Source organism: Bradyrhizobium sp. USDA 4341 (assembly GCF_054063755.1).
The window spans coordinates 2309425-2334735 of sequence record NZ_JBSSGO010000002.1 but is presented as its reverse complement, the minus strand read 5'-3'; the positions used below and the strand labels follow the sequence as shown (position 1 = coordinate 2334735).

Genomic DNA, 25311 nt, shown 5'->3' with positions numbered 1-25311 from the left:
GGGTCCCCGCTTGCGCGGGGACGACAGGCTTCGCGAGCCTACTCCGCCACGAATTCGTCGCGCCGATAGCCCTGCGCATAGAGCAGCGCGGTGAGGTCGCCGTGATCGATCCGCGCCGCCGCGGCGGCTGCGACCGCGGGCTTGGCGTGATAGGCGACGCCGAGACCCGCGGCCTGGATCATGCCGAGATCGTTGGCGCCATCGCCCGTGACCAGCGTGTCGATGTCGTCGAGATCGAAGGATTCGGTCAGCTCGACCAGCGTTGCGAGCTTGGTGGCGCGGCCGAGGATCGGCTCGACCACTTCGCCGGTCAGCTTGCCGTCCGCGACCTGCAACTGGTTGGCGCGGTTCTCCTGGAAGCCGATCTTCTCCGCGACCACCTTGGTGAACAGGGTGAAGCCGCCGGAGATCAGGCAGGTATAGGCGCCGTGCGCGCGCATCGTCATGACCAGCGCGCGGCCGCCCGGCGTCGGCGTGATGCGCTTCTCCAGCACCTCGTCGACGACGCCCACTGGCAAGCCCTTGAGCAGCGCGACGCGCTCGCGCAGCGCCGATTCGAACTCGATCTCGCCGCGCATCGCACGCTCGGTGATGGCAGCGACATGGGCCTTCAGCCCGGCGAAATCGGCGAGCTCGTCGATGCATTCCTGGCCGATCATGGTCGAATCCATGTCGGCCAGAAAAAGCTTCTTGCGCCGGCCGATCCGAGGCTGCACGACAATGTCGATCGGCAGGTCGCCACGGGCCTGGCGCAGCCGCTCCTCGATGGCCTTGATGTCGTCCCTGCTGGCGTCCTGACGCTCGAACGGAATGTCGACGGCGACCTCGTTGAACAGCCACTGCGCCGGGCCCGGTGAGGGCAGCACGGCCCGCGCACCGTCGACGATGGTGGAGTCGAGCGCGGGGCTTGCAGGATTGCAGATCAGCGTGGCAACGAGGGACATGCAGGCGCATTCAGGATTGTTGGACAAGGCAGTGCTTATCGCAGGGCCGACCGCCAGCGGCAAGTCGGCGCTGGCGCTCGAGCTTGCCCAGCGCGCCGGCGGGGTCGTGATCAACACCGATTCCATGCAGGTCTATCGCGACCTCCGGATCATCACCGCGCGGCCGACGGCCGCCGAGGAGGCACAGGTTCCGCACAGGCTCTATGGCCATGTCGATGCCAGCGTGAATTTTTCCGCGGGCGCCTGGGTGACGGATGCGGCAAAGGTGCTCGGCGAGGCCCGTGCGGACAAGCGCCTGCCGATCTTCATCGGTGGCTCCGGCCTCTATTTCAAGGCACTGACGCGCGGGCTGTCGGCGGTGCCGCCGATCCCCCCTGAGGTGCGCGACGGTGTGCGCGCAAGGCTGGAGCAGCACGGCGTCGAGGCGCTGCATGCCGAGCTTGCACTGCGCGATCCGGTGTCGGCCGAACGGCTGAAGCCGCGCGACCGCACCCGCATCGCGCGGGCGCTCGAGGTCGTCGAGGCCACCGGCCGCCCGCTGCCGGACTGGCATCGCGATGGCCTGCCGCCGCTGCTGCCGCCGGGCCAATTCCACGCGTTGTTTCTGGCGCCGGAGCGCGAGCGGCTCTATGCGCGGATCGACGCGCGGTTCGGCGCGATGCTCGATGCCGGCGCGCTCGACGAGGTCGCCGCGCTGGCCGCGCGCGGGCTCGATCCGCTGCTGCCGGCCATGAAGGCCCATGGCGTCCCGGCGCTGATCCGTCACCTCAAGGGGGAGATCAGGCGGGAGGAGGCCGCCGAGATCGGCCGGGCCGACACCCGCCACTATGCCAAGCGCCAGTTCACCTGGTTTCGCCACCAGCTCTCGGAATTCGAATGGGTTGAGCCTGGGGCGGCGAGGGAGTGGCTGGAGAGCCTTATCCGGTAGCCCGGATTGCGCTTCGCTCCATCCGGGCTATGGCCTCTCGGACTGCGGGCGCCGCGCGCCCGTCTGCCATGCGCGTTGCGCCGCGCAAAAACACTCGCCGAACGGTCGGAACCCCGTTACACTTCAAAAATCGCGAAACTGCCTGCCTTGCCTTGACATTCGGGCTTTGGCCGCTATGTTCGCGCAACCTTTGGGAAGACTGGGTCCTATCGTGCGCAATATTATTACCAAGCTGCTTATCGCCGTCGTACCCAGGCACACCGCCGGGGATGGCTAGCGGCCATCCAAATTCGGGCGGTGTGCATGGGGCCTCTAGGGCCCCTTTTTATTGCCCGAAGCAGAACTGACGAGAACTGACAAAAGCCGCGCAAAAACAAGCGCATCCGGAGCGAACCATGACCGACAAGAGCCACGATCCCAATCAGATGACCGGCGCCGCGATGATCGTGCGCGCGCTCATCGATCACGGCGTGCAGCATGTCTTCGGCTATCCCGGCGGTGCGGTGCTTCCGATCTACGACGAGATTTTCCAGCAGAGCGAAGTCGAGCATATCCTGGTCCGCCATGAGCAGGGCGCCGGTCATGCCGCCGAAGGCTATGCCCGTTCGACCGGCAAACCCGGCGTGGTGCTGGTGACGTCGGGTCCCGGCGCCACCAACATGGTGACGCCGCTGACCGACGCGCTGATGGATTCGATCCCGCTGGTCTGCATCACCGGCCAGGTGCCGACCCACCTGATCGGCAACGACGCCTTCCAGGAATGCGACACCGTCGGCATCACGCGGCCCGCCACCAAGCACAACTGGCTGGTGCGCGACGTCAACGACCTCGCCAGGGTGCTGCACGAGGCCTTCTATGTCGCCACCACCGGCCGCCCCGGTCCGGTGCTGGTCGACGTGCCGAAGGACGTGCAGTTCGCGACCGGCACCTATCATCCGCCGCGCAAGTCGGACGTTCACATCTCCTACACGCCGCGCGTGAAGGGCGATGCGACCCAGATCCGCAAGGCGGTGGCGCTGCTCGCCAATGCAAAGCGTCCCGTAATCTATTCCGGCGGCGGCGTGATCAATTCGGGTCCGGAGGCTTCCAAGCTGCTGCGTCAGCTGGTGGAGGCGACTGGTTTCCCGATCACCTCGACCCTGATGGGACTGGGCGCCTATCCGGCGTCGGGGCCGAACTGGCTCGGCATGCTCGGCATGCACGGCACCTACGAAGCCAACATGACCATGCATGATTGCGACGTCATGCTGTGCGTCGGCGCGCGCTTCGACGACCGCATCACCGGCCGCGTCGATGCTTTCTCGCCGGGCTCGAAGAAGATCCACATCGATATCGACCCGTCCTCGATCAACAAGAACATCCGCGTCGACGTGCCGATCATCGGCGACGCCGGCAACGTGCTCGGCGACCTGCTGCAGGTGTTCAAGGCGGAGGCCAAGAAGCCCGACATCAAGGCGTGGTGGCAGCAGATCGCGCAATGGCGCGCGCGCAACTCGCTGTCCTACCGCAAGAACAACGATATCATCCTGCCGCAATACGCGATCCAGCGGCTGTTCGAGCTGACGCGAGGCAAGGACACCTACATCACGACCGAAGTCGGTCAGCACCAGATGTGGGCCGCGCAGTTCTTCGGCTTCGAGGAGCCGCACCGCTGGATGACCTCGGGCGGTCTCGGCACCATGGGCTACGGCCTGCCGGCCGCGGTCGGCGTGCAGGTGGCGCATCCGGACAGCCTGGTGATCGACATCGCCGGCGACGCTTCGGTGCAGATGACGATCCAGGAGATGTCGACCGCGGTTCAGTTCGAGCTGCCGATCAAGATCTTCATCCTGAACAACCAGTACATGGGCATGGTGCGGCAGTGGCAGCAGCTGCTGCACGGCAACCGCCTGTCGCATTCGTACTCGGAAGCGCTGCCGGACTTCGTCAAGCTCGCCGAGGCCTATGGCGGCGTCGGCCTGCAGGCGACCAAGCCGGCCGATCTCGACGGTGCGATCAAGGAGATGATCTCGATCAGGCGTCCGGTGCTGTTCGACTGCCGCGTCGCGGCGCTGGAGAATTGCTTCCCGATGATTCCGTCGGGCAAGGCGCACAACGAGATGCTGCTGCCGGAAGAAGCGACCGATGAGGCCACCGCGAAGGCCTTCGCCGGTGGCAAGGCGCTGGTGTGATGATGGATCGGCGCGGAGCACTCTCTCTTTACCTCGCCCCGCTTGCGGGGAGAGGTCGGATTTCGCGTGAGCGCAATCCGGGTGAGGGGGAGTCTCCGCGAGTCCGTCTCTCACCATTGCCTTGGCCTTGGAGGCAGCCCCTCACCCCAACCCTCTCCCCGCGAAGGGCGGGGCGAGGGAGCCTATCGCACGCTCGGATGGAGGGCGGCTCCGATGTTTGATCTCAGCGAGCTCGAGCGCGCGCACAGGATCGTCGGCACCGCGGTGCCGGCGACGCCGGCGTATGCGTGGCCGTTGCTGGCCGAGCGGCTCGGCACCGAGGTCGTGGTCAAGCATGAGAACCACACGCCGATCGGCGCCTTCAAGGTGCGCGGCGGCCTGGTCTATCTCGAGCGGTTGAAGCGCGAGCGGCCCGATGTGCCCGGCATCATCTCCGCGACGCGCGGCAATCACGGCCAGAGTCTGGCGTTTGCCGCGGGCCGCCACGGCGTGCCCGCGGTGATCTACGTGCCGCGCGGCAACGCGGTGGAGAAGAACCGTGCCATGCACGCGTTCGGCGCCGAGCTCGTCGAGCACGGCGAGGACTTCCAGGCCGCGCGGGAAGAGGCCGAGCGCCGTGCCCAGTTCGCCGGCCTGCACATGGTGCCGTCGTTCCACCCGGACCTGGTGCTGGGTGTCGCGACCTACGCGCTCGAACTGTTTCGTACGGCGCCCGATCTCGACATTCTCTATGTGCCGATCGGGCAGGGCTCCGGCATCTCCGGCTGCATCATGGCGCGCGACCTGCTCGGCCTGAAGACCGAGATCGTCGGCGTGCAGTCGACCGAGGCGCCGTCCTATGCGCTGTCGTTTGCGGCCGGCAAGATCGTGACCACCGAGACCAGCAACACGCTTGCCGACGGCATGGCGACGCGGATTCCGGACGCAGATGCGTTCGCCCTGATCCGCAAGGGCGCCTCGCGCATCGTGCAGGTCACCGACGACGAGGTCGGGCAGGCGATCCGTGCCTACTGGACCGACACCCACAATCTCGCCGAGGGCGCAGGCGCTGCGGCGCTCGCGGCCGCGCTGCAGGAAAAGAGCAAGCTCGCCGGCAAGCGGGTCGGCCTGATCCTGAGCGGCGGCAATATCGATTTCGATCTGTTCCGGACCTGGATCGGGACGGATGCTGCGCCGGCCGCCCAGCGGGCGGTGGCGTGAAAAGAATGTAAGGGGACGACCATGAACCAGCCCGCATCCGCCTACTTCCTCGAGGAACGTCACGATCCGAACGAGACGCACACGCTGTCCGTCCTCGTGCAGAACGAGCCCGGCGTGCTCGCGCGCGTGATCGGGCTGTTCTCCGGCCGCGGCTACAACATCGAGAGTCTCACGGTTTCGGAAACCGAGAGCCAGAAGCACCTCTCGCGGATCACCATCGTCACCACGGGCACGCCGATGGTGATCCAGCAGATCAAGCATCAGCTCGACCGCATGATCCCGGTCTACCGCGTCGTCGACATGACGCTGACCGGCAGCTCGATCGAGCGCGAGCTTGCGATGGTCAAGGTGAGGGGCGGTGGCGATCACCGCGTCGAGGCGCTGCGGCTGGCGGATGCGTTCCGCGCCCGGGTGATCGACGCCACGACCGAGAGCTTCGTGTTCGAGATCACGGGCAACTCGTCCAAGATCAGTCAGTTCATCGACCTGATGCGCCCGCTGGGCCTGGTCGAGGTGTCACGAACCGGGGTGGCCGCGATCACGCGTGGGCCGGAAGGAATGTGAATCATGTTGGCGCGCGACTGGTACTACACGCAACGGCGGCAGGTCGGTCTCGATACCGCGGTTGCCTCGATCTATGACGTCAGCGAGGACAGCGATGTCCGTGCCCGCCAGGCGCTGACCATGCTCGGCGTCAAGCCGGGCTGGCGGATCGCCGATATCGGCTGCGGCAACGGCGTGCTGGCGACCGAGGCGGCGCTCATGGGCGCCGAGGTCGACGCCATCGACATCTCGCCGGCGATGATCGGGCTTGCCGAAATCTATGCGCGCGACCGCAAGGCGAAGATCCGGACCCAGCCGGCCGGGCTGTTGTCCTTTGCCTATCAGCCGAATTCCTACGACCTCATCGTCAGCGAGTTCACGCTGCACCATTTGCCGGACTTCTGGAAGGCGGTGGCGCTGTCGCGGATTTTCAACGCGCTGAAGCCCGGCGCGAATTTCTATCTGCGTGACATGGTGTTCGTCAGCATGCCCGACGGCGTCGATCGCGATGTCGAGGGCTGGGCCGATTTCTCGATCAAGAACCACGATTTCGAGCGCGAAAGCGTGATGACCCATATGCGCGACGAATACTCGACCTTCGGCTGGGTGATGGAGCGCATGCTGACCGAGACCGGTTTCACCCTGGTCGCCGCCGACTATCACGCGCCGCTGCACGGCACCTATCTGCTGCGCAAGCCGAAGCCGGACGAACAGATCTAGATCCTCGCATCGACAGAGCCAAACCGAACCAAAGAAGAAGAACAATGAAGCCGGCCGATGTTGGCATCGCCGTCATGGTCGCGGTGATCTGGGGACTTGCGTTCGTCGCGAGCCGGATCGCGCTCGATGAGCTGCCGCCCGAATTGATGACGGCGCTGCGCTTCGGCATCGCGGCGGTGCCGTGCCTGTTCCTGCCCAGGCCGGGCCAGGTCTCGTGGCCGCTCCTGATCGGAATCAGCCTCACCTTGTTCCTTGGTCAGTTCCTTGCGCAATCCATCGCTATCGCCCACGGCATGCCGGTCGGGCTCACCAGCGTGATCGTGCAGAGCCAGGCGCTGTTCACCATCGGCTTTGCTGCGGTGCTGTTCGGCGAATTGCCGTCGCGGCTGCAGACCGTGGGCATCGCCATCGCTGCGATCGGCCTGCTGATGATCTGCGGCACCGTCGGATACGATTTCAGCGTCGCCGCCTTTGCCATCCTGATGATCTCGCCGATCTCGTTCGCAATCGGAAACCTGCTGCTGCGGCCGGCGCAAGGCGCACGCATGTTCGACCTGTTCGCATGGCTGTGCCTGTGTGCCGCGATCCCGTTGTTCGGCCTGTCGCTGCTGACGCTGGGTGCGAAGCCGATGTGGCAGGCGCTGTCGCATCTGTCGCCGGCCGGCATTGTTTCCATGCTGTTCGTCGGCACCGTTTCCACCAGCATCGCCTATTGGCTGTGGGGCCGGTTGCTGAGGGATTATCCGGCGGCGCAGGTGGTGCCGTTCGCGCTGCTGGTGCCGTTCGTCGGCTCCGCCGCCTCCAGCATCGTGTTCGGCGAGAGGTTCGGGCCGCTGCGGCTCGCCGGCATGCTCACTGTCATCGCCGGCATCGCCGTGATGCTGCTGTCGAAGCGGCCAAAGGCTCTGCCGAAAGTCGCGTGAGGGCACTATGTCGAATTCGCTGCTGTTTGCCTTTGTCGTGTTTGCGGTCGTGATGTTCTTCACGCCGGGCCCCAACAACATCATGCTGCTGTCCTCGGGGCTGACCTACGGCTTCCGCCGCACGGTGCCCCACATCGCCGGCATCACAGTCGGCTTTGCCTTCATGGTCGGCGCGGTCGGCGTTGGGCTCGGGGCGGTCTTCATCGCCTATCCGGTGCTGCAGACGATCCTCAAATATGGCGGCGTCGCCTATCTGGTCTATCTCGCCGCCGTCATCGCCATGGCCGAGCCGCCCTCGGCGGACAAGGACGACGGGCCCGGCCGCGGCCCGATGACGTTCTGGGGTGCGGCCATGTTCCAGTGGATCAATGCCAAGGGCTGGGTGATGGTGATCGGCACCATCACGGCCTACGCGGCGATTGCCGCCTTCCCCTGGAACATCGCGATCCAGGTCGGCCTGAGCCTGGCCCTGGGGACGGTGTCCTGCATCGTCTGGGCGCTGTTCGGCACCGCCCTGCGGCCGATCCTGACCTCGACCCGGGCGATCCGCGTCTTCAATGTGGTGATGGCCATCCTGCTGCTGGCCTCGCTCTACCCGGTCTTCATGGACGCATGATGCCGCACCGCGCCATGCGAGATGGGGGTTTCCCCTGAGGGGAAAAATGCTCTAGACAACGCCGGAAATTCGCGGGCGCCCGGCGGTTCTGACCTTCCGAAAGCCTGACTCATCGGCCGATTTTGGCCCCCTTCAAACGAGGAAAACACGATGCGAGTTTACTACGATCGCGATGCCGACCTGAACCTGATCAAGGGCAAGAAGGTCGCCATCGTCGGCTACGGCAGCCAGGGTCACGCCCACGCGCTCAACCTGAAGGATTCCGGCGTCAAGGAAGTGGCGATTGCGCTGCGCAAGGGTTCGGCCTCGGCCAAGAAGGCCGAGAACGCCGGCTTCAAGGTGATGGAAGTCGCCGAAGCCGCCAAGTGGGCCGACCTCGTCATGATGCTGACCCCGGACGAACTGCAGGGCGACATCTATCGCGAGCACCTGCACGACAACATGAAGAAGGGCGCGGCGCTCGTGTTCGCCCACGGCCTCAACGTGCACTTCAACCTGCTCGATCCGCGTGCCGACCTCGACGTGCTGATGATCGCGCCGAAGGGCCCCGGCCACACCGTGCGTTCGGAGTATCAGCGCGGCGGCGGCGTGCCCTGCCTGATCGCGATCGCCAAGGATTCGTCGGGCAACGCCCATGACCTCGGCCTCAGCTACGCTTCGGCGATCGGCGGCGGCCGCGCCGGCATCATCGAGACCACCTTCAAGGAAGAGTGCGAGACCGACCTGTTCGGCGAGCAGGTGGTGCTCTGCGGCGGCCTGGTCGAGCTGATCAAGGGTGGCTACGAGACGCTGGTCGAAGCCGGCTACGCGCCCGAAATGGCCTATTTCGAGTGCCTGCACGAAGTGAAGCTGATCGTCGACCTGATCTATGAAGGCGGCATCGCCAACATGAACTACTCGATCTCCAACACCGCCGAATACGGCGAGTACGTCACCGGTCCGCGCATCGTCACGGCCGAGACCAAGGCGGAGATGAAGCGCGTGCTCGCCGACATCCAGGGCGGCAAGTTCGCCCGCGACTGGATGCTGGAGAACAAGGTCAACCAGACCTCGTTCAAGGCGACCCGTGCCAAGCTCGCCCAGCATCCGATCGAGGAAGTCGGCGCCAAGCTGCGCGACATGATGCCCTGGATCAAGAAGGGCGCGCTGGTCGACAAGAGCAAGAACTAAGCTCGACGCGTAGGTGTAGGGTGGGTTAGCGAAGCGTAACCCACCGCGTCTCCGCGGAACGAATTGGTGGGTTACGCCTTCGGCTAACCCACCCTACGCATCGAATCAAAAAAGGGTGGGCGCGTTGCCCACCCTTTTTCTTTGTCACGAAGACGTCGCCGGGCTAACCGGCCGCCATCGGCTGCTTCTCGATCCTGTTGTGCAGCTGCCAGAACCGCACGGTGCGCTGTGCGGTTTCCAGCGACAGCCGCCGGTAATCGCGGTGCGCGACCTCGAGGGTCGCATGGTCGAGCGGATGCGGCAGCGGCCGCTTGCGCAGGATGGTTTCGACCGTCGGCCAGTTGAGCCGCGCCGAGCGGCACGGGATCAGGAGCAGGTCGGAGCGCAGCCCGAGCATCAGGCGCTCGATCATCGCGATCGGCATGTCGTTGAGCACGGCGAGCGCGACCGTGACCTCGTCGAACTTGCCGTCCTCGGCGAATTTGTAGACCGCCGCATCGTCGAGCTCGTTCAGCTGCTTCATCAGCTTGACCAGCTCTTCGGCGATGCCGTAGTTGCGGCGGGGAGCCGCGGCCTCTTCCTGCGCGATGTCGTTCAGCACCTCGCTGATCTCCTCGCGGGCCCTGGGCGATGCGATCGCGAGCAGGCGGGCGCGCACCGTATCCTTGGCGCGCTGCAGCAGGTCGCGCAGCAGCTTGGCCGGAATATCGATGCGCAGCCCGAGGATCTCGACCAGCTCGTCGTCGCCTTCGGCGCGGGCGACGATCGAGGAATAGCCGTTGTCGGAGAACTGCGCGCCGGCGTTCTTGGCAAGGCGCCGGATCACCCTGTCCTCGCCGCGGTCGATGATCACGTCGGTGACGGAAGCCGGCAGGTTCTCCCGCGCCGAGATCGCGAACAGATGGTCCTGGCCCTTGCTGGCGGCGATCTCGCGCAGTGCGTCGTTCGAGAGGCGGCTGGAGTGGGTCAGCACGTCGCCGGCGACGCTGATGTCGTCGTCCCAGGCGAGGTGCTGAATCACCTCAAACGGCGCATAGTCGAGCGGCGCAAGCCGCTTGCTGAGCTCGGCCCGCGCACGCGTCTCGACACGCGCGACGAGCAGGCAGAGCACGTCGTCGAACACCTTGACCTGTTCATCGTTGAGGCGGTCGCCGTCGTTCAGGAACAGATCGGTGACCTGCCGCAGCGTCTGCACGCGCTTGGCGGACGTCCCGTCCCGGACCGCATCCTCGAGTTCGGCAATAATCGATTGTGACGCCTGTTGCGCCATCGATGGGCAACCTTGTTTTTGTGTTGAATGACACCTGTCCGTGCACCATGCAGGGCGCGGTCTTACACCTGCGTTAAGGTGGAACCCGGTGCAAATACGGGTGCATCGCATCCTTAACGTGGCGCGACCGGACAGGACTCAATTGGTGCTTTCGCCACAATGGCGGTGCGCCTTAAGGGATTGTTTAGGACGATGCGCGCCGCGCGACGGCGAAGATGTCGATCGAGGCGGCGCGCCCGCGCAACTGCGTCGAGCCGAGCGGCTCGATGGCAAAATCCGGGTCCGAGGGCAGCAGGCGAAGCAGCTCGCCCGATATCAGCAGTGGCCGGCCGGCCTCCTTGCAATGCGCCTGCAGCCGCGCCGTGACGTTCACGGTATCGCCGAAATAGGCGATCTGCCGCCGCGAGTCGCCGCATTCGCCGATGACGACCGGGCCGGCATGCATCCCGGCGCGAAACGCCGGTACCACGCCGAACTCCTTGCGATAATGGTCGGCCCGCTTGGCGAGGCGGTCCTCGATCGCGAACACGCAGTCGAGATAACGCCGCGACGGCTGGCCCGTGCCGGCTGGCCAGGTCACGATGACCTCGTCGCCGACATAGGCATGAACCTCGCCGCCATGCGCCACGATCGGCTCGTCGATGTCGAAGAAGAAGCGCGTCAAGAGCTCCTGCACGCGCAGCTCGCCCATCGCCTCCGCCAGCGACGTCGAGCCGACCAGGTCGAGGAACAGCAGCACGCGTTCCTCGCGTACCGGCTGGCGATAGCGTCCGAGCACGATGTTGAGCAGCGTATGCCCCCCGATCATCCGGACCAGTTCGTAGATCGTCGTGATCGGGATCGAGAGCAGCAGGGACACGCCGATGATCTTGAAGAAGGTCTCGCGAACCCACTTCGCCTCAAGCCCATGCCCATACAGAATGACCTCCAGCGCGATCGCGGCGACCCCGACGACGAGGGCCATGATCACGGAGCGGGCAATGAGATCGACGATGAGCGGCAGACGCCGCAGCCGGCCGCTGCGCATGGTCAGATAGAGATGCGTGGCCCAGACGATCAGGGTGAGGGCAGCGCCGTCAAGCGCGCTGCGCACATAGTTCGCGGCGGAGCCTTCGTTGGATTCGTTGAAGGCGTAGCGAAACAGCCCGCCGACGAGCAGGCCGAACACGGCCAAAACGATCGCAGGCGTCACGGTCCGCCGCATGAATACCTCCATGCCCCTGAAATATCCTGCGCGGATCGGGAAGGCCAGCCGCGGTGCGACTGATATGAACGGGATGGGCTACGGCCGCACTAACGTATGGCTCTATGGGATCCATCGAAAGGGAAGGCCGCATGAAATCGGCTCTCACGACAGGCGTGTTCAGACTCGGGTCCTTGGTTGTAGCCATTTTCATCATCGCCATCTCGTCGGCCTGGGGCGGCGATCAGGGCGATCCCGAACAGTCCTGCGACGGCAACACCTACCAGATGGTCGAGTGCCTCAAGGCCAAGACCGCGCAATGGGACAAACGGATGAACGTCGCCTATCAGCAGGCGCTGAAGGATGCCGCGGGCGACAAGCAGCGCGAACAGCTGCGCACCGCGCAACGGTTATGGATCCAGTACCGTGACGCGAATTGCCTGTATTACGACCTCGGCGAGGGCACCATCGCCCGCCTTGACGCCGGCGAATGCATGCGCAGCATGACCGAAATTCGTGCCAAGGAACTGGAGAATCTCGGCCATCAGTGAGCCATCTTCCGGTGCCAGGACGTGGTCATGACTGACGGAAAGAGCCAGAACGAACTGACCCAGCTTGCGGAGGAGGCGCTGCGCGCCCAGCCCGGCTGCGAGACCGCCCGCGTGCCGGCGGTCGCCGCGCTGCCCGATGGCCAGGTCGGGCGCAACTGGGAGATTCCGAACGTCGTGCTCGGCGACAGCCTGATCAGCGACGTCGACCGCGCGGTGCTCTCGGTGCATCGCCGGCTCGGCCGCCAGTTTCACCTGGTGTGATCCGATCTGACCCGGCCGCGCCTCAGCTCGCCTGCGCCGGACGCGGCGCAGGCCGCGCGGCCATGCTGATCATCCTGAGCGCAAACACCGCGGCGAGCGGCACGAGGAACAGCGCGTAGAGCGGCATCTCGGGAATCCGCTTGCCGAACGAGGCCGTGAACTGCAGCAGCAGATAGTAGCCGCCGATCAGATGCAGCCTGCGCCAGGCGCGCGGGCCCAGCAGCGCAGCCGTGCGATCGAACGAGGTCGCGGTCAGCGCGATGATGACGAGATAGCCGATACCGCCGAAGATATAGGAAACGATAGAGGTTGCGGCGGCCAAGCCGGCCGGATCGAGCATTGCGAACGCTGATATCGCGACCGCGTGGATGGCGTGCGAGGCGGCGAAGGTGACGCCCAGATAGCGGCGGTTGCGGCGCTGCCAGTGCGTCCAGGCATTCGGCCAGAGCCGCGCCAGCGCCGCCGCGGAGAAGGCGAGACAGAACAACAGCAGCGAGGTTCGCGCCGTGAAACGGATCACCATCCGCACGCCCTCGACCTCGAACTGCCGCATCGCGGCGATCCAGATCGAAAGCCCGATCAGGGTCAGTGTGAGCAGGCCGAACAGCCGCCAGCCCTCGAACCAGTTACGACGCGTCGCCATATCCTGCCTCCCATCGTTGATGTAATCGCCAGTTACATTTCGCGACGGGATGCGGTCAATCCGTGTAATCACTGCTTACATTCACAAGCGGGTGATGCTAGAGGTGCGCCATGCGCCGCCCCGCCAAAAACCCGCCGATCGGACGCCGGCCCGCCAAGTCCCGTCCGGCCGCCGCGGCGCGGGCGCCGGCGGCCAAGCCGTACCACCACGGTGACCTCCGTCGCGTGCTGATCGAGGCGGCCATGCAACTGGTCGGCGAGGGCGGGCCGGAGGCGCTCAGCGTCCGCGAAGCCGCCCGCCGTGCCGGGGTTTCGCCGGGCGCGCCGTTCAGGCATTTCCCAAGCCGGGACGCCCTGATGAACGCGGTGGCCGAGGAGGCGCAGCGCCGCTTCCGCGCCGAGATCGAGACGGCGCTGGCCGAGGCGCCGTCAGGCGATCCGCTCGGCCGCTTCCGCTGCCTCGGGATCGCCTATCTGCGCTGGGCGATGAAGAACCCGACCCATTTCGAGATCATCTCCAGCCGCCGCTTCTTCGACCACGACCGCTCGGCTGGCGTTTCCAGCGACAATGCGGAGTTGATCGGCCTGACCGAGCGCCTGCTGGCGGAGGCCTTTTCAGCCGGTCAGCTTGCGGCGCGCGACCTGAAGCAGGTCCAGATCGCCGGCCGCGCCCTGGTCTATGGTTTTGCGCGGATGCATATCGACGGCCATTTGCCGCGCTGGGGCGTTGGCGAAGCGGAGGCCGAGCAGATGGCCGCTGACATCGTCGACCTCTTCATCGCCGGGATTGCAAGGCCTGCGGCGAAGGTCTGAGGCCCGCTGTGCCGGCCGGGCGTGCTCAGGGCGGGCAAATTCATTGCGCGTTCATGACGATTCAATTACGTTTTCATGACACGGCGCAGACTCCGGCTGTGCGGTGCGCCTCCTGGCCATTGCCAGTCAAGGCGGTGGCATTGCGCCGGGTTGTATTGCGTCCCGCCCATGGCGCCCGCGCCTCAGCAAAACTCGTCCGTTGCCGCGCTGGCCGGCGGTCTCGCCGCGATCGGCATCTGGCGGTTGCTGGCGGTCGCCGCACCCCATCTCGGCGCGCTGATCCTGATGCTGCGGACCGAGACCGATTTCGGTTCGCGGCTCTGCTTCCTGCTGACCTGGGGAATCCTCAACTTCCTGTTCGTCGCACTGCTGCGCCGGCCGGCGCTGTCGGGCGCGCTGTCGTTGACGCTGGTCGTGGTGCTGGTGCTGCTGTCGCGGTTCAAGCACGACGTGGTCCAGATGACCGCGAACTTCGTCGACCTGATGGTGATCGATCGCGACACCGCAGCGTTTCTGCTCACGATCTTTCCGAACCTGCGCTGGTCGATCATCGGCGCCGGCCTCGTCACGTTGCCGCTGATGTACGCGCTGTGGTGGCTCGATCCGTTCCGCATCCGCCGCCTGCCGGCCGCGGCGGCCTGCCTTGCCTGCACCGCGGCGCTCTCGGGCTATGCCTTCGCCTGGCCGGATGAGGCCTGGCGCGGCTATTACGACGACGGTTATCTGTCGAAATTCGCGCGCTCCGGCGTGACTGCGGTGTCGGACTTCGTCGCCTATGGCTTCATGGAGTCGGATCCGAGCGCGAGCGACCAGCTCAAGGTGCCGCTGGTCGACGCCTGCCATCCCGCCGGGCGGCGACCGAACATCATCATGATCCACGATGAATCGAGCTTCGACGTCCGCGCTGCGTCCGGCGTCAAGGTTCCGCCGGGCTACGGCAGCCAGTTCAAATCCTACGACGGTGTCGAACGCAAATTCCTCGCCGAGAGCAATGGCGGGCCAAGCTGGTTCACCGAGTACAACGTGCTGGCGGGATTGTCCTCGCGCTCGTTCGGCCGGTTCGCCTATTTCGTCACCCGCATCGCATCGGGCAGGGTCGAGCGCGGCCTGCCGCTGGCGCTGCGCCGCTGCGGCTACGACACGCTGTCGCTCTATCCGGCGTTCGGCGCCTTCATGAGCGCGCGCAGCTTCCAGACCACGACCGGTATCCAGCAATTCTACGACGCGCATGATATGCATGCGAAGGACGTCGAGCCCGACAGCTTCTTCTACGACAAGGCGCTGAAGCTGATGGCCGAGCAGAAGACGCTCAGCACGCCGCTGTTCACCTTCGTCTACCTCGCCGCCAATCATTTCCCGTGGGAGACGAAATTCCGCCCCGAGCTGCTGCCGGCATGGAAGCGGCCGGGCAACACGCCGTCGGTCGACGAATATCTGCGCCGGCAGGCGATGAGCGCCAACGACTACGCCGGCTTCGTCGCGGCGCTGAAGAAGAAGTTTCCGGCGCAGCCGTTCCTGATCGTGCGCTACGGCGATCATCAGCCGGAGTTCTCGCCGCAGCTGCTCGATCCCGGGCTCGACGAGGCCGGCATCGGCAAGAAGCTGATGGACTACGATCCGCGCTACTACGCGACCTATTACGCGATCGACGCCATCAACTTCGAACCGGTGAAGAGCCCGGCCGTGATGGACACGATCGACGCCGCCTATCTGCCGCTGGTGATTCAGGAAGCCGCGGGTATTCCGCTCGATCCGTCGTTCGAGGAGCAGAAGGCGATCATGCTTCGCTGCAACGGCGCGTTCTACGCCTGCAAGGACGGCGCGGAAGCGCGCCGCTTCAACCGCCTGCTGATCGACGCGGGGATCATCAAGGGGCTTTAGCGGCGATCATCCTACGATTTTCCGCCAATCTTCTCCCACAGCCAGCGCGCCACGGCGTCGGGCGACGATGATGCATCATTGCCCGACGCGCGCAGGTTGGCCTCGCGCATCTCGGCGATGCCGATCTTGCCGAGCAACGGACGCAGCGCCGCCTGCAGAGTCTCGTCGTCGCGCCGCTTTGGCGACAGCAGCACGATCGCGTCATAGGGCGGGATCGCGTGCTTGTCGTCCGCGAGCGTAACCAGGTCGTATTTCGCGATCAGCCCGTCGCTGGTGTAGCCCGCGATCACGTCGGCCTCGCCGGAGGCGACCGCCGCATACATGAAATCCGGCTGCATCTGGCGCTGGGTGCGGAACGTCAGCCCGTACGCCTTCTGGATGCCGGCCCATTCCGGCCGCGAGAAGAATTCATAGTCGCCGGCGATCGACATCGTCGCGGCGTGCGACGCCAGGTCGGCGATCGAATGGATGCCGAGCTGATCGGCGCGCTTCCTCGGCATCACCAGCGCATAGGCGTTCTCGAAGCCGAGCTCGCCGAACAGCGTGATGTCCTGCTTCGCCAGCGTCGTCTTCAGTTCGCTCAGCAGCTCGGCGCGGGGCCTGATGTCGATGTGGTGGAACTGGTTCGCCCACAGCGTGCCGGAATAGTCGACATAGACGTCGATATCGCCGGCCGCGAGCGCATCGAAGATCACGTTGGAGCCGAGGCCGGCGCGGGTCGTCGTCGGCAGTCCGGCCGCTTGCAGCCGCTGCGCCATCAGCGCCGACAGCACGTATTGCTCGGTGAACGTCTTGGCGCCGACGACATAGCGCGCCTGTGGCCGCGCGATCGCGGGCACCAGCGTCGCTGCGATCAGGGCGGCAATGCCGAGCCCGCCGAGTGCGGTCAGCACGCGGCTGCGATTGCGCAGGCCGTTCTCGATCAGCGCCAGCAATTGGTCGACGACAAGCGCGAGCACGGCGGCGGCGAAGCAGCCGAACAGCACGAACACCCAGTTCTGGGTCTGCAGCCCCGCGAAGATATAGTTGCCGAGGCTGGTCTGGCCGATCGGCGTCGACAGCGTCGCGGTGCCGATCACCCACACCGCGGCGGTGCGGATCCCCGCCATCATCACCGGCAGCGCCAGCGGCAGCTCGACTATGGTGAGCGATTGCCGCGGCGTCATGCCGACGCCCTGGGCAGCCTCCAGCACCGCCGGATCGACGCCGGAGAGGCCGGTGATGGTGTTGCGCAACACCGGCAGCATCGAATAGAGCGCGAGCGCCAGCACCGCCGGCAGGAAGCCGAAGGCGGAGAAGCTGAAGCCGAGCCACGTCGCGGTCAGCGCCGTGAGCGCCAGCAACAACGGATAGAACAGCGCGAGCAAAGCGAGACCGGGTACGGTCTGCACGATGCTGGCAAGCCCGAGCAGCGTGCCGCGCAGCACCGGCCGGTTGCGCGCGATGAGCGCAAGCGGCAGGCTGATCAGAAGTCCGAGCGCCAGCGCGGCGACGCTGACCCGGACATGGTTGCCGAGATAGTCGGGCAGATGCGCAAGCGCCTCGCTCCAGCGTGGATCGCTCATGCCGTGCCGTCCCGCGGCAGCAATGCGCCCAGCCGTTCCGCCTGTCGCCGCGGCATACGCAAGAGTTCGCCGACATAGGCGTCGGTGTTGGCTGCGAGTTCCGCCGGCGTGCCCAAAGCGAGCAGCTTGCCGCCACGCATCACTGCGACACGATCGGCGAGCAGCAGCGCCTCGGTCATGTCGTGCGTGATCATGACCGTGGTCAGGGCGAGCTCGCGGTGCAGGGTGCGATAATCGTCGCCGAGCGCGTCGCGGGTCAGCGGATCGAGCGCGCCGAACGGTTCGTCCATCAGCACAATGCGCGGCTTCGCAGCCAGCGCGCGCGCGACGCCGACGCGTTGGCGCTGGCCGCCGGAGAGTTCGTGCGGCAGGCGGTCGCGATGTTGCGCGCGGTCGAGCCGCACGAGGTCGAGCAGTTCATCGACCCGCGCCGAGATCTCGGCCTGCGGCCAGCCGAGCAGCGTTGGCGTGATGCCGACATTGCCGGCGACGGAAAGATGCGGAAACAGTCCGCCGCTCTGGAAGACATAGCCGATGCGGCGCCGCAGCAGGATCGGGTCGATGCGGCTGACGTCTTCGCCCTCGACGGCGATCCGGCCGCGGTCGGCCTCGATCAGGCGGTTGGCCAGCCTGAGCAGCGTCGTCTTGCCGGAGCCCGAGCCGCCGACAACAGCCAGGAATTCACCCTCGGCCACGTCAAGCGAGACGTCGTTGACCGCCACCACGCGACCATTGTCAAAACTCTTGCCGACATGCGCGTAGGCGATCAGCGGCGTTGCAGGCATTCTCGGGCCATTCCTGGGCGACCTCACGTCTCACCATCGTGAACGACAGTGATAGCCCATAAAATGGACTTTGACTCGAGGTCCACGCGCCTGCATCACGCGGTTTCGCAGGCTGTTTCAGGTGGCCGCGCGAAGCGGGTCAGCCCCTTCGGGGGCTGTGAGCACACATCACACTTCGTTCTTTGGGACGTATTTGCCCATGATGCACTTGTAGCTCTGCAAGCGCCAATCGTGATACGGCCCCTTGGCGAGCCAGTCGGCGATGCCGATCTGGGCACTCACAGCGCAGGCGCCCATGGTGATGCCGGATTGGTCGCTGTTGGTGACGACCTTTTCCATGCAGAGCTGAGCATTGCAAAGGATGGCGACGAGCGTAACAAGCATGATGGTCTTTATCCGTAAGATTAACCCGGTCTGAACCGAATCATGCACGGTTCATGCCATTATCAGCGGCTTTGGTGTCACAGCCGGCAAGACCGGGAAAGTACGGCGGAACGAATCACGCGCTCGCCGGCGCGTAGCCGCACGCCCGCAGATGGGCTATAGTTGCTCCCCAACTACGACGTAAGATCGGGGCGAGCGAGGAACGTTGCGCGGTCGGGGGCTGCATCGATGATGACGTTGCCTGAGTTGGCGGCAGGTGCTTTGGAGAAGTTTCTCGCCACATGGGTCAGCCGCACCTTTGGGGCTTCGCAGGCGCGATTTGGCGAACTGCTGCCCGCCGCCGCGCGCATCGCGCTGGAATGCATCGGCAACAGCGATGCGCTCTACCACAATGTCGAGCACACAATGCTGGTCACGCTGGCCGGGCATGACATCATCCGCGGTCGCGCGCTGCACACCCATGTCACCGCGGAGGATTACACCCACACGATGATCGCCTGCCTGACGCACGACATCGGCTACGTGCGCGGCCTGCTGAAGGGCGATGGACCGGATGGTTATGTCATCGATGCCTCCGGCAAGAAGGTCGTGCTGCCGCGCGGCTCGTCGGATGCCGGCCTGATGCCGTATCACGTCGACCGCTCGAAGCTCTATGTGCTCGACAGGCTCGAGGCCGTCCTCCCGCTCGATCGCGAGCGCGTTGCACGCAACATCGAAGGCACGCGGTTTCCGGCACCCGAAGGCCAACAGTATGACGACGAGGCGGCGATCGTCCGGGCCGCCGATTTCATCGGACAGCTCGGTGATCCCAACTACATCAGGAAAGCCAACGCGCTCTATCACGAGTTCGAGGAAGTCGGCATCAACCGTCAGCTCGGCTATGAATCGCCGGCCGATATCGTCGACCGCTATCCGCAATTCTACTGGAATATGGTCGCACCGCACATCCAGGGCGCCATCAACTGCCTGAACATGACGGCAAGCGGCCGCCAGTGGATCGCGAACCTCTACAGCAACGTCTTCCGCGCCGAGCGCGAGGTCACCCTGTCCGGCCCGCAAATCTGACGCACGGCAATGGCGGCGCGGCCTTTCAGCACGGCTCGCCTGCATTCCCCGGTCGTCTGCGGGACGTCCACATTTCGGCCTGCTTCATCGTTGCACAGTCCGTGGAAATCGGCGACCTTGCGCCATGGACCTCTCCATCGACCGTGTTCTCGATCGTTTCAGCATGATCTCCCGTTTCGCTCGATTGATTGCGATTGCTTTCGTGTGCTGGCCTGCGCTCGCCGTTGCCGCCGGGCCGGTCTACGACGTCGACCTGTATGCGTTGATGTCCGGTACCTGCCGCAATGTCAGCGTCGCTGGCCGCAGCTATTCCTGCAAGGCGGTGGCCTACTTCCACACCCTGCGCGGCCGTTCCGAATTCACCGTGGTGCTCGACGATCCCGCCGACAAGAGCCACATCGTCTCGTTCTCCGGCGAGAGCACCGAGCGCACCCAGGACAATCTGTTCGAGCTCGCGGTCGACCGCATGTTGCTGAAGTCGAGCGACCGTCCGCGCGTCGATGGTCTGCCGGTGCCGCTGGTCGAGATGTCGACAGGCTCCTGCCGCCAGGTCGGAAGCTTCATCACGCGGCAGGTGTCGACCATCACCTGCGCCGCCACCGACCAGAACGGTAAGCGGTACGAGCTGAGCTTCGAGTCGGATGGCTCGCCGATGACCTTGCGCCGGCTGCGGCAATCGACGCTGCCGTCGGAACGGCAACGGGCGCGCCAGATCGCGCAGCTCGAATGCCGCCTCAAGGCGCGGGCCGCGCAGGTTCTGCCGCGGGACACCACGGCCTTCATGATCCGTTGTCTCGGTGAGGACGACGGCAAGCCGGCCGGCGAACAGCGATAGCCGCGCGCCCGGCGTCCCGGAGCAAGCTTGAGGAGGATTCGATGCGCTTGAAATTCACCATCATCGCCGCCGTCGGCGTCGGCATCACCGGGCCCGCCGCCGCGCAAATGTACGATCCGAATTATCCGGTCTGCCTGGAAGTCTATGGCGGCAGGCTGACGCCCGAGTACATCGATTGCAGCTTCACGTCGCTTCCGCAATGCCAGGCAACGGCCTCGGGACGATCGGCGACATGCTCGGTCAATCCCTTCTACAAAGGTCCAAGAAAGCCGACCAGGGAGCGGGGTCAACGACCGCGTCAGCCTGTCAACTAGCGCGCCGTCGCGTCGCTGGCGCAGTTGACTAACTCCTGTTGTTGGGGGGAAACCTTCCGAGCGACAAGGAGAGACCGATGCGCCTGAAACTGTTTGCGGTCGCCGCATTCGCGGTTGCCCTGGCCGGACCTGCCGCCGGGCAGGCCTACGATCCGAACTATCCGGTGTGCATGCACGTCTTTCAGGGCAAATTCGGCGGAAGCTACATCGATTGCAGCTTCACCTCGATCCCGCAGTGCCAGGCGTCGGCGTCGGGCCGGGGTGCGATGTGCTCGGAGAATCCCTTCTTTGCGCCGCCGCCGCCTCCAAAGCGCCGGGCGCACCGCGGACGGCATCGTGCCCACTGATGCGGGAACACCAGGCGGTCGGCCCGCCGTCAGGCCGGCGCGTGTGCACGCAGGCGAACGGCCGGCCATCGCGCTCCCACGCCCGGTTGGGCTCCCATTCGGGAGAGACTGGGCGTCGGCGCCCTCGGCGCTGTGGTCGGGGCCAAACCCTGCCGCGATCCCCGGGTGGTGGGCGGCGCATCAGGCGGACGTTAACGAATCTTCACGATCATGCGGGCCGCTTTGGCTGTTGGCAGCGGTCGGCTAGATCGACACACGTCCCGAATTCGTTCACAACTATGGCGATAGTTACGCATTCTATTGCTGGATTCGTCGCGACGGGACGCGCGCAACCTCGCCAGGACAGGCCTGGCCGACAGCAATCATATTGCGTCAAGATTTGCGAAGGAATTCCATGACGGCAAGCTGGGTCAATTCCCTGGTCGACGGCGGCATCAAGTCCGACATGCTCAACTTTGCCGCGGACGGCGTCTTCACCGACGCTGAAGCCATCCAGTTGCTGGCGGATGTCGCCAATCGAGGGAGTGTCACCGCAAATGAGCTGAACTCGCTGCAGCTGATCGCGGCCAATCTGAACAGCGGCCTCTACACGTCGGATTATGTCTCCCATCTCTTCAACCAGCTCGTTGATGGGAATCCAGCGAACGCCACCTGGACAGGGGGCGGCACTGCTCACATCACGCTCGGCAATCTGCAGGTTGGCACGACGTCGACGCAGATGTCTGAACTGATCGGAAAGTGGTTCCAGGGGACCGATCTTCCGGATCCGACCTTGCCGCCCGATGCAGGCGGGAGCGGCTGGACATTGCAGGGCTACAGCGCGGTTGTCGGGCCGTTGTATTCTTCGGCGGGCGCGGCCACGGTCAACGACATCTGTCAGGGAGCAGACGGCGATTGCGAATTGATGTCGGGATTAATCGACGTCGTCGTCTTTCATCCCCAGGTCATGAGCTCCATGATCGTCGACAACGGAAACGGCACCTATGGCGTGCGCTTCTATGTCAATGGGCAGGAGACATGGGAGACCGTCAATGACGAGTTTCCAGTCGTCAGTGGCACCGAACTTGACTATGGCCACAACTATAATGAGCAGCCCACAGCAATGTGGGTTGCTCTGGTGGAGAAGGCCTACGCGCAGCTCAGTGCAACCGGGCAGATCGGGCACCCGGCGGTCAACAGCTACAACAATATCTCCGCTGATCCCCCGACGAATGTCTTCGAGAACCTGACCGACGCGACGAGCGTCAACTATTATCTGAGCAGCGCGTCCAATTGGTATAGCAACAAGTCCGTCTATATCGCGGCACTCTCCAGCCACGACGACGTCATCCTCGAGATTCCTTCAACGTCTCCCTACACGTATGACAGTGCCGGAAACATCCAGCTAGTCCCGGACCACGCGTTCGGGGTCGTCGGCTATGACAACGCGACGGGCAATTTCATTGTTCGTAACCCATGGGGAAACAGCTATCCCGGCCAGAACTGGGATGTGCAATTTGAGGTTTCGCTGACACAGATCGCCAGCGAGGGCGGCGACTTCGTCATCGACAATTCCGGCGCCGTCGACGTCGCGCCCACGGTGGTCGCGTCAAACATCACCGGCCGCGTGCAAACCTCGATTGCAGCGTCGTCCATGTTCTACACGACGGGCGGTACTCTGCCCATAATCGAATATGCGCTTTGGGACTCCACCGGTAACGGCCACTTCACCGTGGGCGGGGTGGCGCAGGCGAACGGGGTCGAGATCGACGTCGCTGCCTCACAGTGGTCCAGCATTGCCTATCAGTTCGGTCCCGCGAGCGACCAGCTGTGGGTGGAGGCGTTCAACGGCGTATTCTGGAGCGCCTGGACCGAATTTACGGCAACCCCGGAAGGGCCCGTGGTGACGGCCGCAAACGTGACGGCAACCCACGGCCAGAGCTTTGCCGTGTCCTCGCTGTTCACCTATTACGACCCGTTCGGCCTCGCAGCCGTCGAATACGATGTCTGGGACAGCGGCACCGGTGGCGGCCACTTCGTTCTGAACGGGGTGGCGCTTGCCGCCAACCAGGACAACTACATCACGGCCGCGCAGCTGCCGTCATTGACCTATCAATCCGGCTCCGGTGCGGACACGCTCTGGATCCGGGTCAACGACAGCACGGTGTGGGGACAGTGGTCGAACGCCTTCACCGTCACCGCGCCGGTCGACACCGGTCCCGTCGAGGCGGTGTCGAACATTGTCGCGGCGCATGGCCAGAGCTATGCGGCCTCGTCCTTGTTCACCTACAGCGATCCGTTCAACAATCCTGCAACGCAATATGACGTCTGGGACAAGGGAACCGGTGGCGGACACTTCGTTCTGAACGGGGTGGCGCTTCCCGCCAACCAGGACAACTACATCACGTCCGCCCAGCTGGGCTCGTTGAGCTATCAATCCGGCTCCGGCATCGACACGCTCTGGATCCGCGCCAATGACGGCACCGTGTGGGGGGCGTGGTCGAGCCCCTTCACCGTCAATGCTCCGATTGACACCGGGCCCGTTGAGACGGTGTCGAACATCGTCGCGCCCCACGGCCAGAGCTATGCGGCTTCGTCGCTGTTCACCTACAGCGATCCGTTCAACAGCGCCGCGACCGTGTACGATGTCTGGGATAGCGGCACCGTCGGCGGCCACTTCCTCCTGAACGGCGTGGCGCTGCCCGCCAATCAGGACAATTACATCACGGCCGCCCAGCTGGCGTCGCTGACCTATCAATCCGGCTCCGGCATCGACACGCTCTGGATCCGCGCCAACGACGGCACGGTGTGGGGCGCGTGGTCGAGCGCGTTCACCGTCAATGCTCCCCTCGACAGCGGACCCGTCGAGACGGTGTCGAACATCATTGCCGCCCACGGTCAAAGCTATGCGGCCTCGTCGCTGTTCACCTACAGCGATCCGTTCAACAGTGCTGCGACCCAATATGACGTCTGGGATACGGGCACAGGCGGCGGACACTTCCTTCTGAACGGGTCGGCGCTGTCGGCCAATCAGGACAATTACGTCACGGCCGCGCAGCTGTCGTCATTGACCTATCAATCCGGCTCGGGGACCGACACGCTCTGGATCCGGTCCAATGACGGCACGCTGTGGGGCGCGTGGTCGAGCGCCTTCACCATCAATGCTCCCCTTGACAGCGGGCCCATTGAAGCGGTGTCGAGCATCGTTGCGGCTCACGGTCAGAGCTATGCGGCCTCGTCGCTGTTCACCTACAGCGATCCGTTCAACAGCGCTGCGACGCAATATGACGTCTGGGACACCGGCACGGGTGGCGGGCACTTTGCTTTGAGCGGGGTGGCGCTTGCGCCCAACCAGGACAATTACGTCACGGCAGCCCAGCTGGCGTCGCTGAGCTATCAATCCGGCTCGGGCGCGGACACGCTGTGGGTCCGCGCGAACGACGGCACCGTCTGGGGATCATGGTCAAGTGCTTTCACCGTGACTGCGCCGGTGGACACGGGTCCGGTGGTGACCCCGACCAATTCGAGCACGCTGTCCGTTCAAGGCCAGACGTTCTCGGTGTCCTCGCTCTTCACCTATTCGGATCCGTTCGGCAGTTCCGCGACATCATATGATGTCTGGAATAGCGGAGGCGGCAACGGCTACTTCACGCTGAACGGTGTTGCGCTCGGAGCAAATCACGACAACGTCGTCGCGGCCTCGCAGCTCTCCCAGCTTGCGTATCACGTCGGATCGGACACGGACACGCTCTGGATCAAGGCCAATGACGGGACCGTCTGGGGCGCCTGGTCCAGCGCGTTCACGATCAGCGATCCCTCGATCATTCCAGCCGGACAGACCCTCGAGCTTGCGTCGGCGAGCGCGGCGCAAATCTCCTTCGCATCAGGCTCCGGGACACTGAAGCTCGACGACCCCACAGACTTCTCCGGCACCGTCGCCGGCATGACGGGAGCCGACGCGATCGATTTCGCCAATATCAGTTTTGCGGCTGGGCAAACCGTGGGCTTTGCCGGCAACACCGCAGGCGGATCGCTCTCCGTCTCGGACGGCGTCCACGCCGCCAGCATCGCCTTGCTCGGAAACTACATGGCATCCACCTTCGTCGCCGCCAGCGATGGACATGGCGGCACGGCCATCACGGTGCATCCTGATCAGGTCGCAACGCTTGCCCCGCCGCAACATGCCTGAGCGGGGCCGCTGCTCCAACGCGCGGCCGCCTG

At 64.9% G+C, this 25311-nt stretch carries 24 protein-coding genes; 17 read left to right on the top strand and 7 right to left on the bottom strand.

Annotated features, from left to right (window positions below):
• Positions 1-38 precede the first annotated feature (38 nt).
• Positions 39-944, bottom strand: coding sequence for a phosphoserine phosphatase SerB (gene serB, locus ACVIGB_RS17135; protein WP_456721733.1), 906 nt, complete (start codon positions 942-944; stop codon positions 39-41).
• Between serB and miaA the strand changes: the two genes are divergently transcribed.
• From miaA to ilvC, 8 genes are all read left to right on the top strand, one after another.
• Entirely contained in the window at positions 943-1872 is a 930-nt protein-coding gene (gene miaA, locus ACVIGB_RS17130) for a tRNA (adenosine(37)-N6)-dimethylallyltransferase MiaA (RefSeq protein ID WP_456721734.1), read from the top strand. The two genes, serB and miaA, sit on opposite strands and share 2 nt — an antisense overlap.
• Positions 1873-2267: 395 nt before the next feature.
• Entirely contained in the window at positions 2268-4043 is a 1776-nt protein-coding gene (locus ACVIGB_RS17125; RefSeq protein ID WP_092115847.1) for an acetolactate synthase 3 large subunit, read from the top strand.
• Between the two features lie 213 nt (positions 4044-4256).
• Entirely contained in the window at positions 4257-5243 is a 987-nt protein-coding gene (locus ACVIGB_RS17120; protein ID WP_456721735.1) for a threonine dehydratase, read from the top strand.
• A gap of 21 nt (positions 5244-5264) precedes the next feature.
• Complete coding sequence (gene ilvN, locus ACVIGB_RS17115; protein ID WP_016841057.1) at positions 5265-5807, top strand: acetolactate synthase small subunit; 543 nt, start codon at positions 5265-5267, stop codon at positions 5805-5807.
• Positions 5808-5810: 3 nt separating this feature from the next.
• A complete protein-coding gene (locus ACVIGB_RS17110) occupies positions 5811-6506 on the top strand; it encodes a class I SAM-dependent methyltransferase (protein ID WP_050628421.1) in 696 nt (231 codons plus the stop codon).
• A gap of 44 nt (positions 6507-6550) precedes the next feature.
• Entirely contained in the window at positions 6551-7429 is an 879-nt protein-coding gene (locus ACVIGB_RS17105; protein WP_342727691.1) for an EamA family transporter, read from the top strand.
• 7 nt (positions 7430-7436) lie between these two features.
• Complete coding sequence (locus tag ACVIGB_RS17100; RefSeq protein ID WP_092115844.1) at positions 7437-8045, top strand: LysE family translocator; 609 nt, start codon at positions 7437-7439, stop codon at positions 8043-8045.
• Between the two features lie 150 nt (positions 8046-8195).
• Positions 8196-9215 carry a ketol-acid reductoisomerase gene (gene ilvC / locus ACVIGB_RS17095; protein WP_028342350.1) on the top strand — a complete coding sequence of 340 codons (1020 nt, stop codon included), beginning with the start codon at positions 8196-8198 and terminating at the stop codon, positions 9213-9215.
• Positions 9216-9378: 163 nt separating this feature from the next.
• Here the strand turns inward: ilvC and ACVIGB_RS17090 are convergent, their stop codons facing one another.
• Positions 9379-10485: a DUF2336 domain-containing protein gene (locus ACVIGB_RS17090; RefSeq protein ID WP_456721736.1), complete on the bottom strand. Its 1107-nt coding sequence runs from the start codon at positions 10483-10485 to the stop codon at positions 9379-9381.
• A 184-nt stretch (positions 10486-10669) separates the two neighbouring features.
• A complete protein-coding gene (locus tag ACVIGB_RS17085) occupies positions 10670-11689 on the bottom strand; it encodes an adenylate/guanylate cyclase domain-containing protein (protein WP_456721737.1) in 1020 nt (339 codons plus the stop codon).
• Between the two features lie 131 nt (positions 11690-11820).
• Between ACVIGB_RS17085 and ACVIGB_RS17080 the strand changes: the two genes are divergently transcribed.
• Complete coding sequence (locus tag ACVIGB_RS17080; protein ID WP_244549561.1) at positions 11821-12219, top strand: lysozyme inhibitor LprI family protein; 399 nt, start codon at positions 11821-11823, stop codon at positions 12217-12219.
• A gap of 27 nt (positions 12220-12246) precedes the next feature.
• Complete coding sequence (locus ACVIGB_RS17075) at positions 12247-12480, top strand: hypothetical protein (protein ID WP_092115842.1); 234 nt, start codon at positions 12247-12249, stop codon at positions 12478-12480.
• A 22-nt stretch (positions 12481-12502) separates the two neighbouring features.
• On the opposite strand, the gene ACVIGB_RS17070 is transcribed toward ACVIGB_RS17075, so the two are convergent.
• Entirely contained in the window at positions 12503-13123 is a 621-nt protein-coding gene (locus tag ACVIGB_RS17070) for a hypothetical protein (protein ID WP_456721738.1), read from the bottom strand.
• A 110-nt stretch (positions 13124-13233) separates the two neighbouring features.
• Here ACVIGB_RS17070 and ACVIGB_RS17065 point away from each other — a divergent pair, with 110 nt between their 5' ends.
• Positions 13234-13935 carry a TetR/AcrR family transcriptional regulator gene (locus ACVIGB_RS17065; RefSeq protein ID WP_456721739.1) on the top strand — a complete coding sequence of 234 codons (702 nt, stop codon included), beginning with the start codon at positions 13234-13236 and terminating at the stop codon, positions 13933-13935.
• 168 nt (positions 13936-14103) lie between these two features.
• Positions 14104-15816: a sulfatase-like hydrolase/transferase gene (locus ACVIGB_RS17060; protein ID WP_456721740.1), complete on the top strand. Its 1713-nt coding sequence runs from the start codon at positions 14104-14106 to the stop codon at positions 15814-15816.
• Between the two features lie 11 nt (positions 15817-15827).
• On the opposite strand, the gene ACVIGB_RS17055 is transcribed toward ACVIGB_RS17060, so the two are convergent.
• From ACVIGB_RS17055 to ACVIGB_RS17045, 3 genes are all read right to left on the bottom strand, one after another.
• On the bottom strand, positions 15828-17381 hold the full coding sequence (locus tag ACVIGB_RS17055) for an ABC transporter permease/substrate-binding protein (RefSeq protein ID WP_456721741.1): 1554 nt from the start codon (positions 17379-17381) through the stop codon (positions 15828-15830).
• On the bottom strand, positions 17378-18166 hold the full coding sequence (locus ACVIGB_RS17050; protein ID WP_456721742.1) for an ATP-binding cassette domain-containing protein: 789 nt from the start codon (positions 18164-18166) through the stop codon (positions 17378-17380). The genes ACVIGB_RS17055 and ACVIGB_RS17050 overlap by 4 nt, the downstream gene beginning before the upstream one ends.
• A gap of 168 nt (positions 18167-18334) precedes the next feature.
• Positions 18335-18550, bottom strand: a complete 216-nt coding sequence (locus tag ACVIGB_RS17045; protein WP_074131807.1) for a hypothetical protein — start codon at positions 18548-18550, stop codon at positions 18335-18337.
• A gap of 228 nt (positions 18551-18778) precedes the next feature.
• On the opposite strand from ACVIGB_RS17045, the gene ACVIGB_RS17040 reads away from it, so the two are divergent.
• The 5 genes from ACVIGB_RS17040 (at position 18779) to ACVIGB_RS17020 (ending at position 25279) form a co-directional block, all read left to right on the top strand.
• Complete coding sequence (locus ACVIGB_RS17040) at positions 18779-19615, top strand: metal-dependent phosphohydrolase (RefSeq protein ID WP_092115836.1); 837 nt, start codon at positions 18779-18781, stop codon at positions 19613-19615.
• Between the two features lie 124 nt (positions 19616-19739).
• Positions 19740-20450, top strand: coding sequence for a hypothetical protein (locus ACVIGB_RS17035; protein ID WP_456721743.1), 711 nt, complete (start codon positions 19740-19742; stop codon positions 20448-20450).
• 41 nt (positions 20451-20491) lie between these two features.
• Positions 20492-20764, top strand: coding sequence for a DUF3551 domain-containing protein (locus ACVIGB_RS17030; RefSeq protein WP_456721744.1), 273 nt, complete (start codon positions 20492-20494; stop codon positions 20762-20764).
• Positions 20765-20841: 77 nt separating this feature from the next.
• Positions 20842-21111 (top strand): DUF3551 domain-containing protein, encoded by a 270-nt coding sequence (locus ACVIGB_RS17025; protein WP_456721745.1) that lies wholly within the window; start codon positions 20842-20844, stop codon positions 21109-21111.
• 394 nt (positions 21112-21505) lie between these two features.
• Positions 21506-25279, top strand: a complete 3774-nt coding sequence (locus tag ACVIGB_RS17020; protein ID WP_456721746.1) for a C2 family cysteine protease — start codon at positions 21506-21508, stop codon at positions 25277-25279.
• Positions 25280-25311 lie beyond the last annotated feature (32 nt).

Excerpts from the sequence above, each read along its gene's own strand:
- ACVIGB_RS17045 (WP_074131807.1), bottom strand. The coding sequence starts at position 18,550 with ATGCTTGTTACGCTCGTCGCCATCCTTTGCAATGCTCAGCTCTGCATG.
- ACVIGB_RS17075 (WP_092115842.1), top strand. The coding sequence starts at position 12,247 with ATGACTGACGGAAAGAGCCAGAACGAACTGACCCAGCTTGCGGAGGAG.
- ACVIGB_RS17080 (WP_244549561.1), top strand. The coding sequence starts at position 11,821 with ATGAAATCGGCTCTCACGACAGGCGTGTTCAGACTCGGGTCCTTGGTT.
- ilvN (WP_016841057.1), top strand. The coding sequence starts at position 5,265 with ATGAACCAGCCCGCATCCGCCTACTTCCTCGAGGAACGTCACGATCCG.
- ACVIGB_RS17085 (WP_456721737.1), bottom strand. The coding sequence starts at position 11,689 with ATGCGGCGGACCGTGACGCCTGCGATCGTTTTGGCCGTGTTCGGCCTG.
- ACVIGB_RS17090 (WP_456721736.1), bottom strand. The coding sequence starts at position 10,485 with ATGGCGCAACAGGCGTCACAATCGATTATTGCCGAACTCGAGGATGCG.
- ACVIGB_RS17105 (WP_342727691.1), top strand. The coding sequence starts at position 6,551 with ATGAAGCCGGCCGATGTTGGCATCGCCGTCATGGTCGCGGTGATCTGG.
- ACVIGB_RS17070 (WP_456721738.1), bottom strand. The coding sequence starts at position 13,123 with ATGGCGACGCGTCGTAACTGGTTCGAGGGCTGGCGGCTGTTCGGCCTG.
- ACVIGB_RS17030 (WP_456721744.1), top strand. The coding sequence starts at position 20,492 with ATGCGCTTGAAATTCACCATCATCGCCGCCGTCGGCGTCGGCATCACC.
- ACVIGB_RS17035 (WP_456721743.1), top strand. The coding sequence starts at position 19,740 with ATGGACCTCTCCATCGACCGTGTTCTCGATCGTTTCAGCATGATCTCC.
- ACVIGB_RS17020 (WP_456721746.1), top strand. The coding sequence starts at position 21,506 with ATGACGGCAAGCTGGGTCAATTCCCTGGTCGACGGCGGCATCAAGTCC.
- serB (WP_456721733.1), bottom strand. The coding sequence starts at position 944 with ATGTCCCTCGTTGCCACGCTGATCTGCAATCCTGCAAGCCCCGCGCTC.
- ACVIGB_RS17050 (WP_456721742.1), bottom strand. The coding sequence starts at position 18,166 with ATGCCTGCAACGCCGCTGATCGCCTACGCGCATGTCGGCAAGAGTTTT.
- ACVIGB_RS17055 (WP_456721741.1), bottom strand. The coding sequence starts at position 17,381 with ATGAGCGATCCACGCTGGAGCGAGGCGCTTGCGCATCTGCCCGACTAT.
- ilvC (WP_028342350.1), top strand. The coding sequence starts at position 8,196 with ATGCGAGTTTACTACGATCGCGATGCCGACCTGAACCTGATCAAGGGC.
- ACVIGB_RS17065 (WP_456721739.1), top strand. The coding sequence starts at position 13,234 with ATGCGCCGCCCCGCCAAAAACCCGCCGATCGGACGCCGGCCCGCCAAG.
- ACVIGB_RS17125 (WP_092115847.1), top strand. The coding sequence starts at position 2,268 with ATGACCGACAAGAGCCACGATCCCAATCAGATGACCGGCGCCGCGATG.
- ACVIGB_RS17120 (WP_456721735.1), top strand. The coding sequence starts at position 4,257 with ATGTTTGATCTCAGCGAGCTCGAGCGCGCGCACAGGATCGTCGGCACC.
- ACVIGB_RS17025 (WP_456721745.1), top strand. The coding sequence starts at position 20,842 with ATGCGCCTGAAACTGTTTGCGGTCGCCGCATTCGCGGTTGCCCTGGCC.
- miaA (WP_456721734.1), top strand. The coding sequence starts at position 943 with ATGCAGGCGCATTCAGGATTGTTGGACAAGGCAGTGCTTATCGCAGGG.
- ACVIGB_RS17110 (WP_050628421.1), top strand. The coding sequence starts at position 5,811 with ATGTTGGCGCGCGACTGGTACTACACGCAACGGCGGCAGGTCGGTCTC.
- ACVIGB_RS17100 (WP_092115844.1), top strand. The coding sequence starts at position 7,437 with ATGTCGAATTCGCTGCTGTTTGCCTTTGTCGTGTTTGCGGTCGTGATG.
- ACVIGB_RS17040 (WP_092115836.1), top strand. The coding sequence starts at position 18,779 with ATGATGACGTTGCCTGAGTTGGCGGCAGGTGCTTTGGAGAAGTTTCTC.
- ACVIGB_RS17060 (WP_456721740.1), top strand. The coding sequence starts at position 14,104 with ATGGCGCCCGCGCCTCAGCAAAACTCGTCCGTTGCCGCGCTGGCCGGC.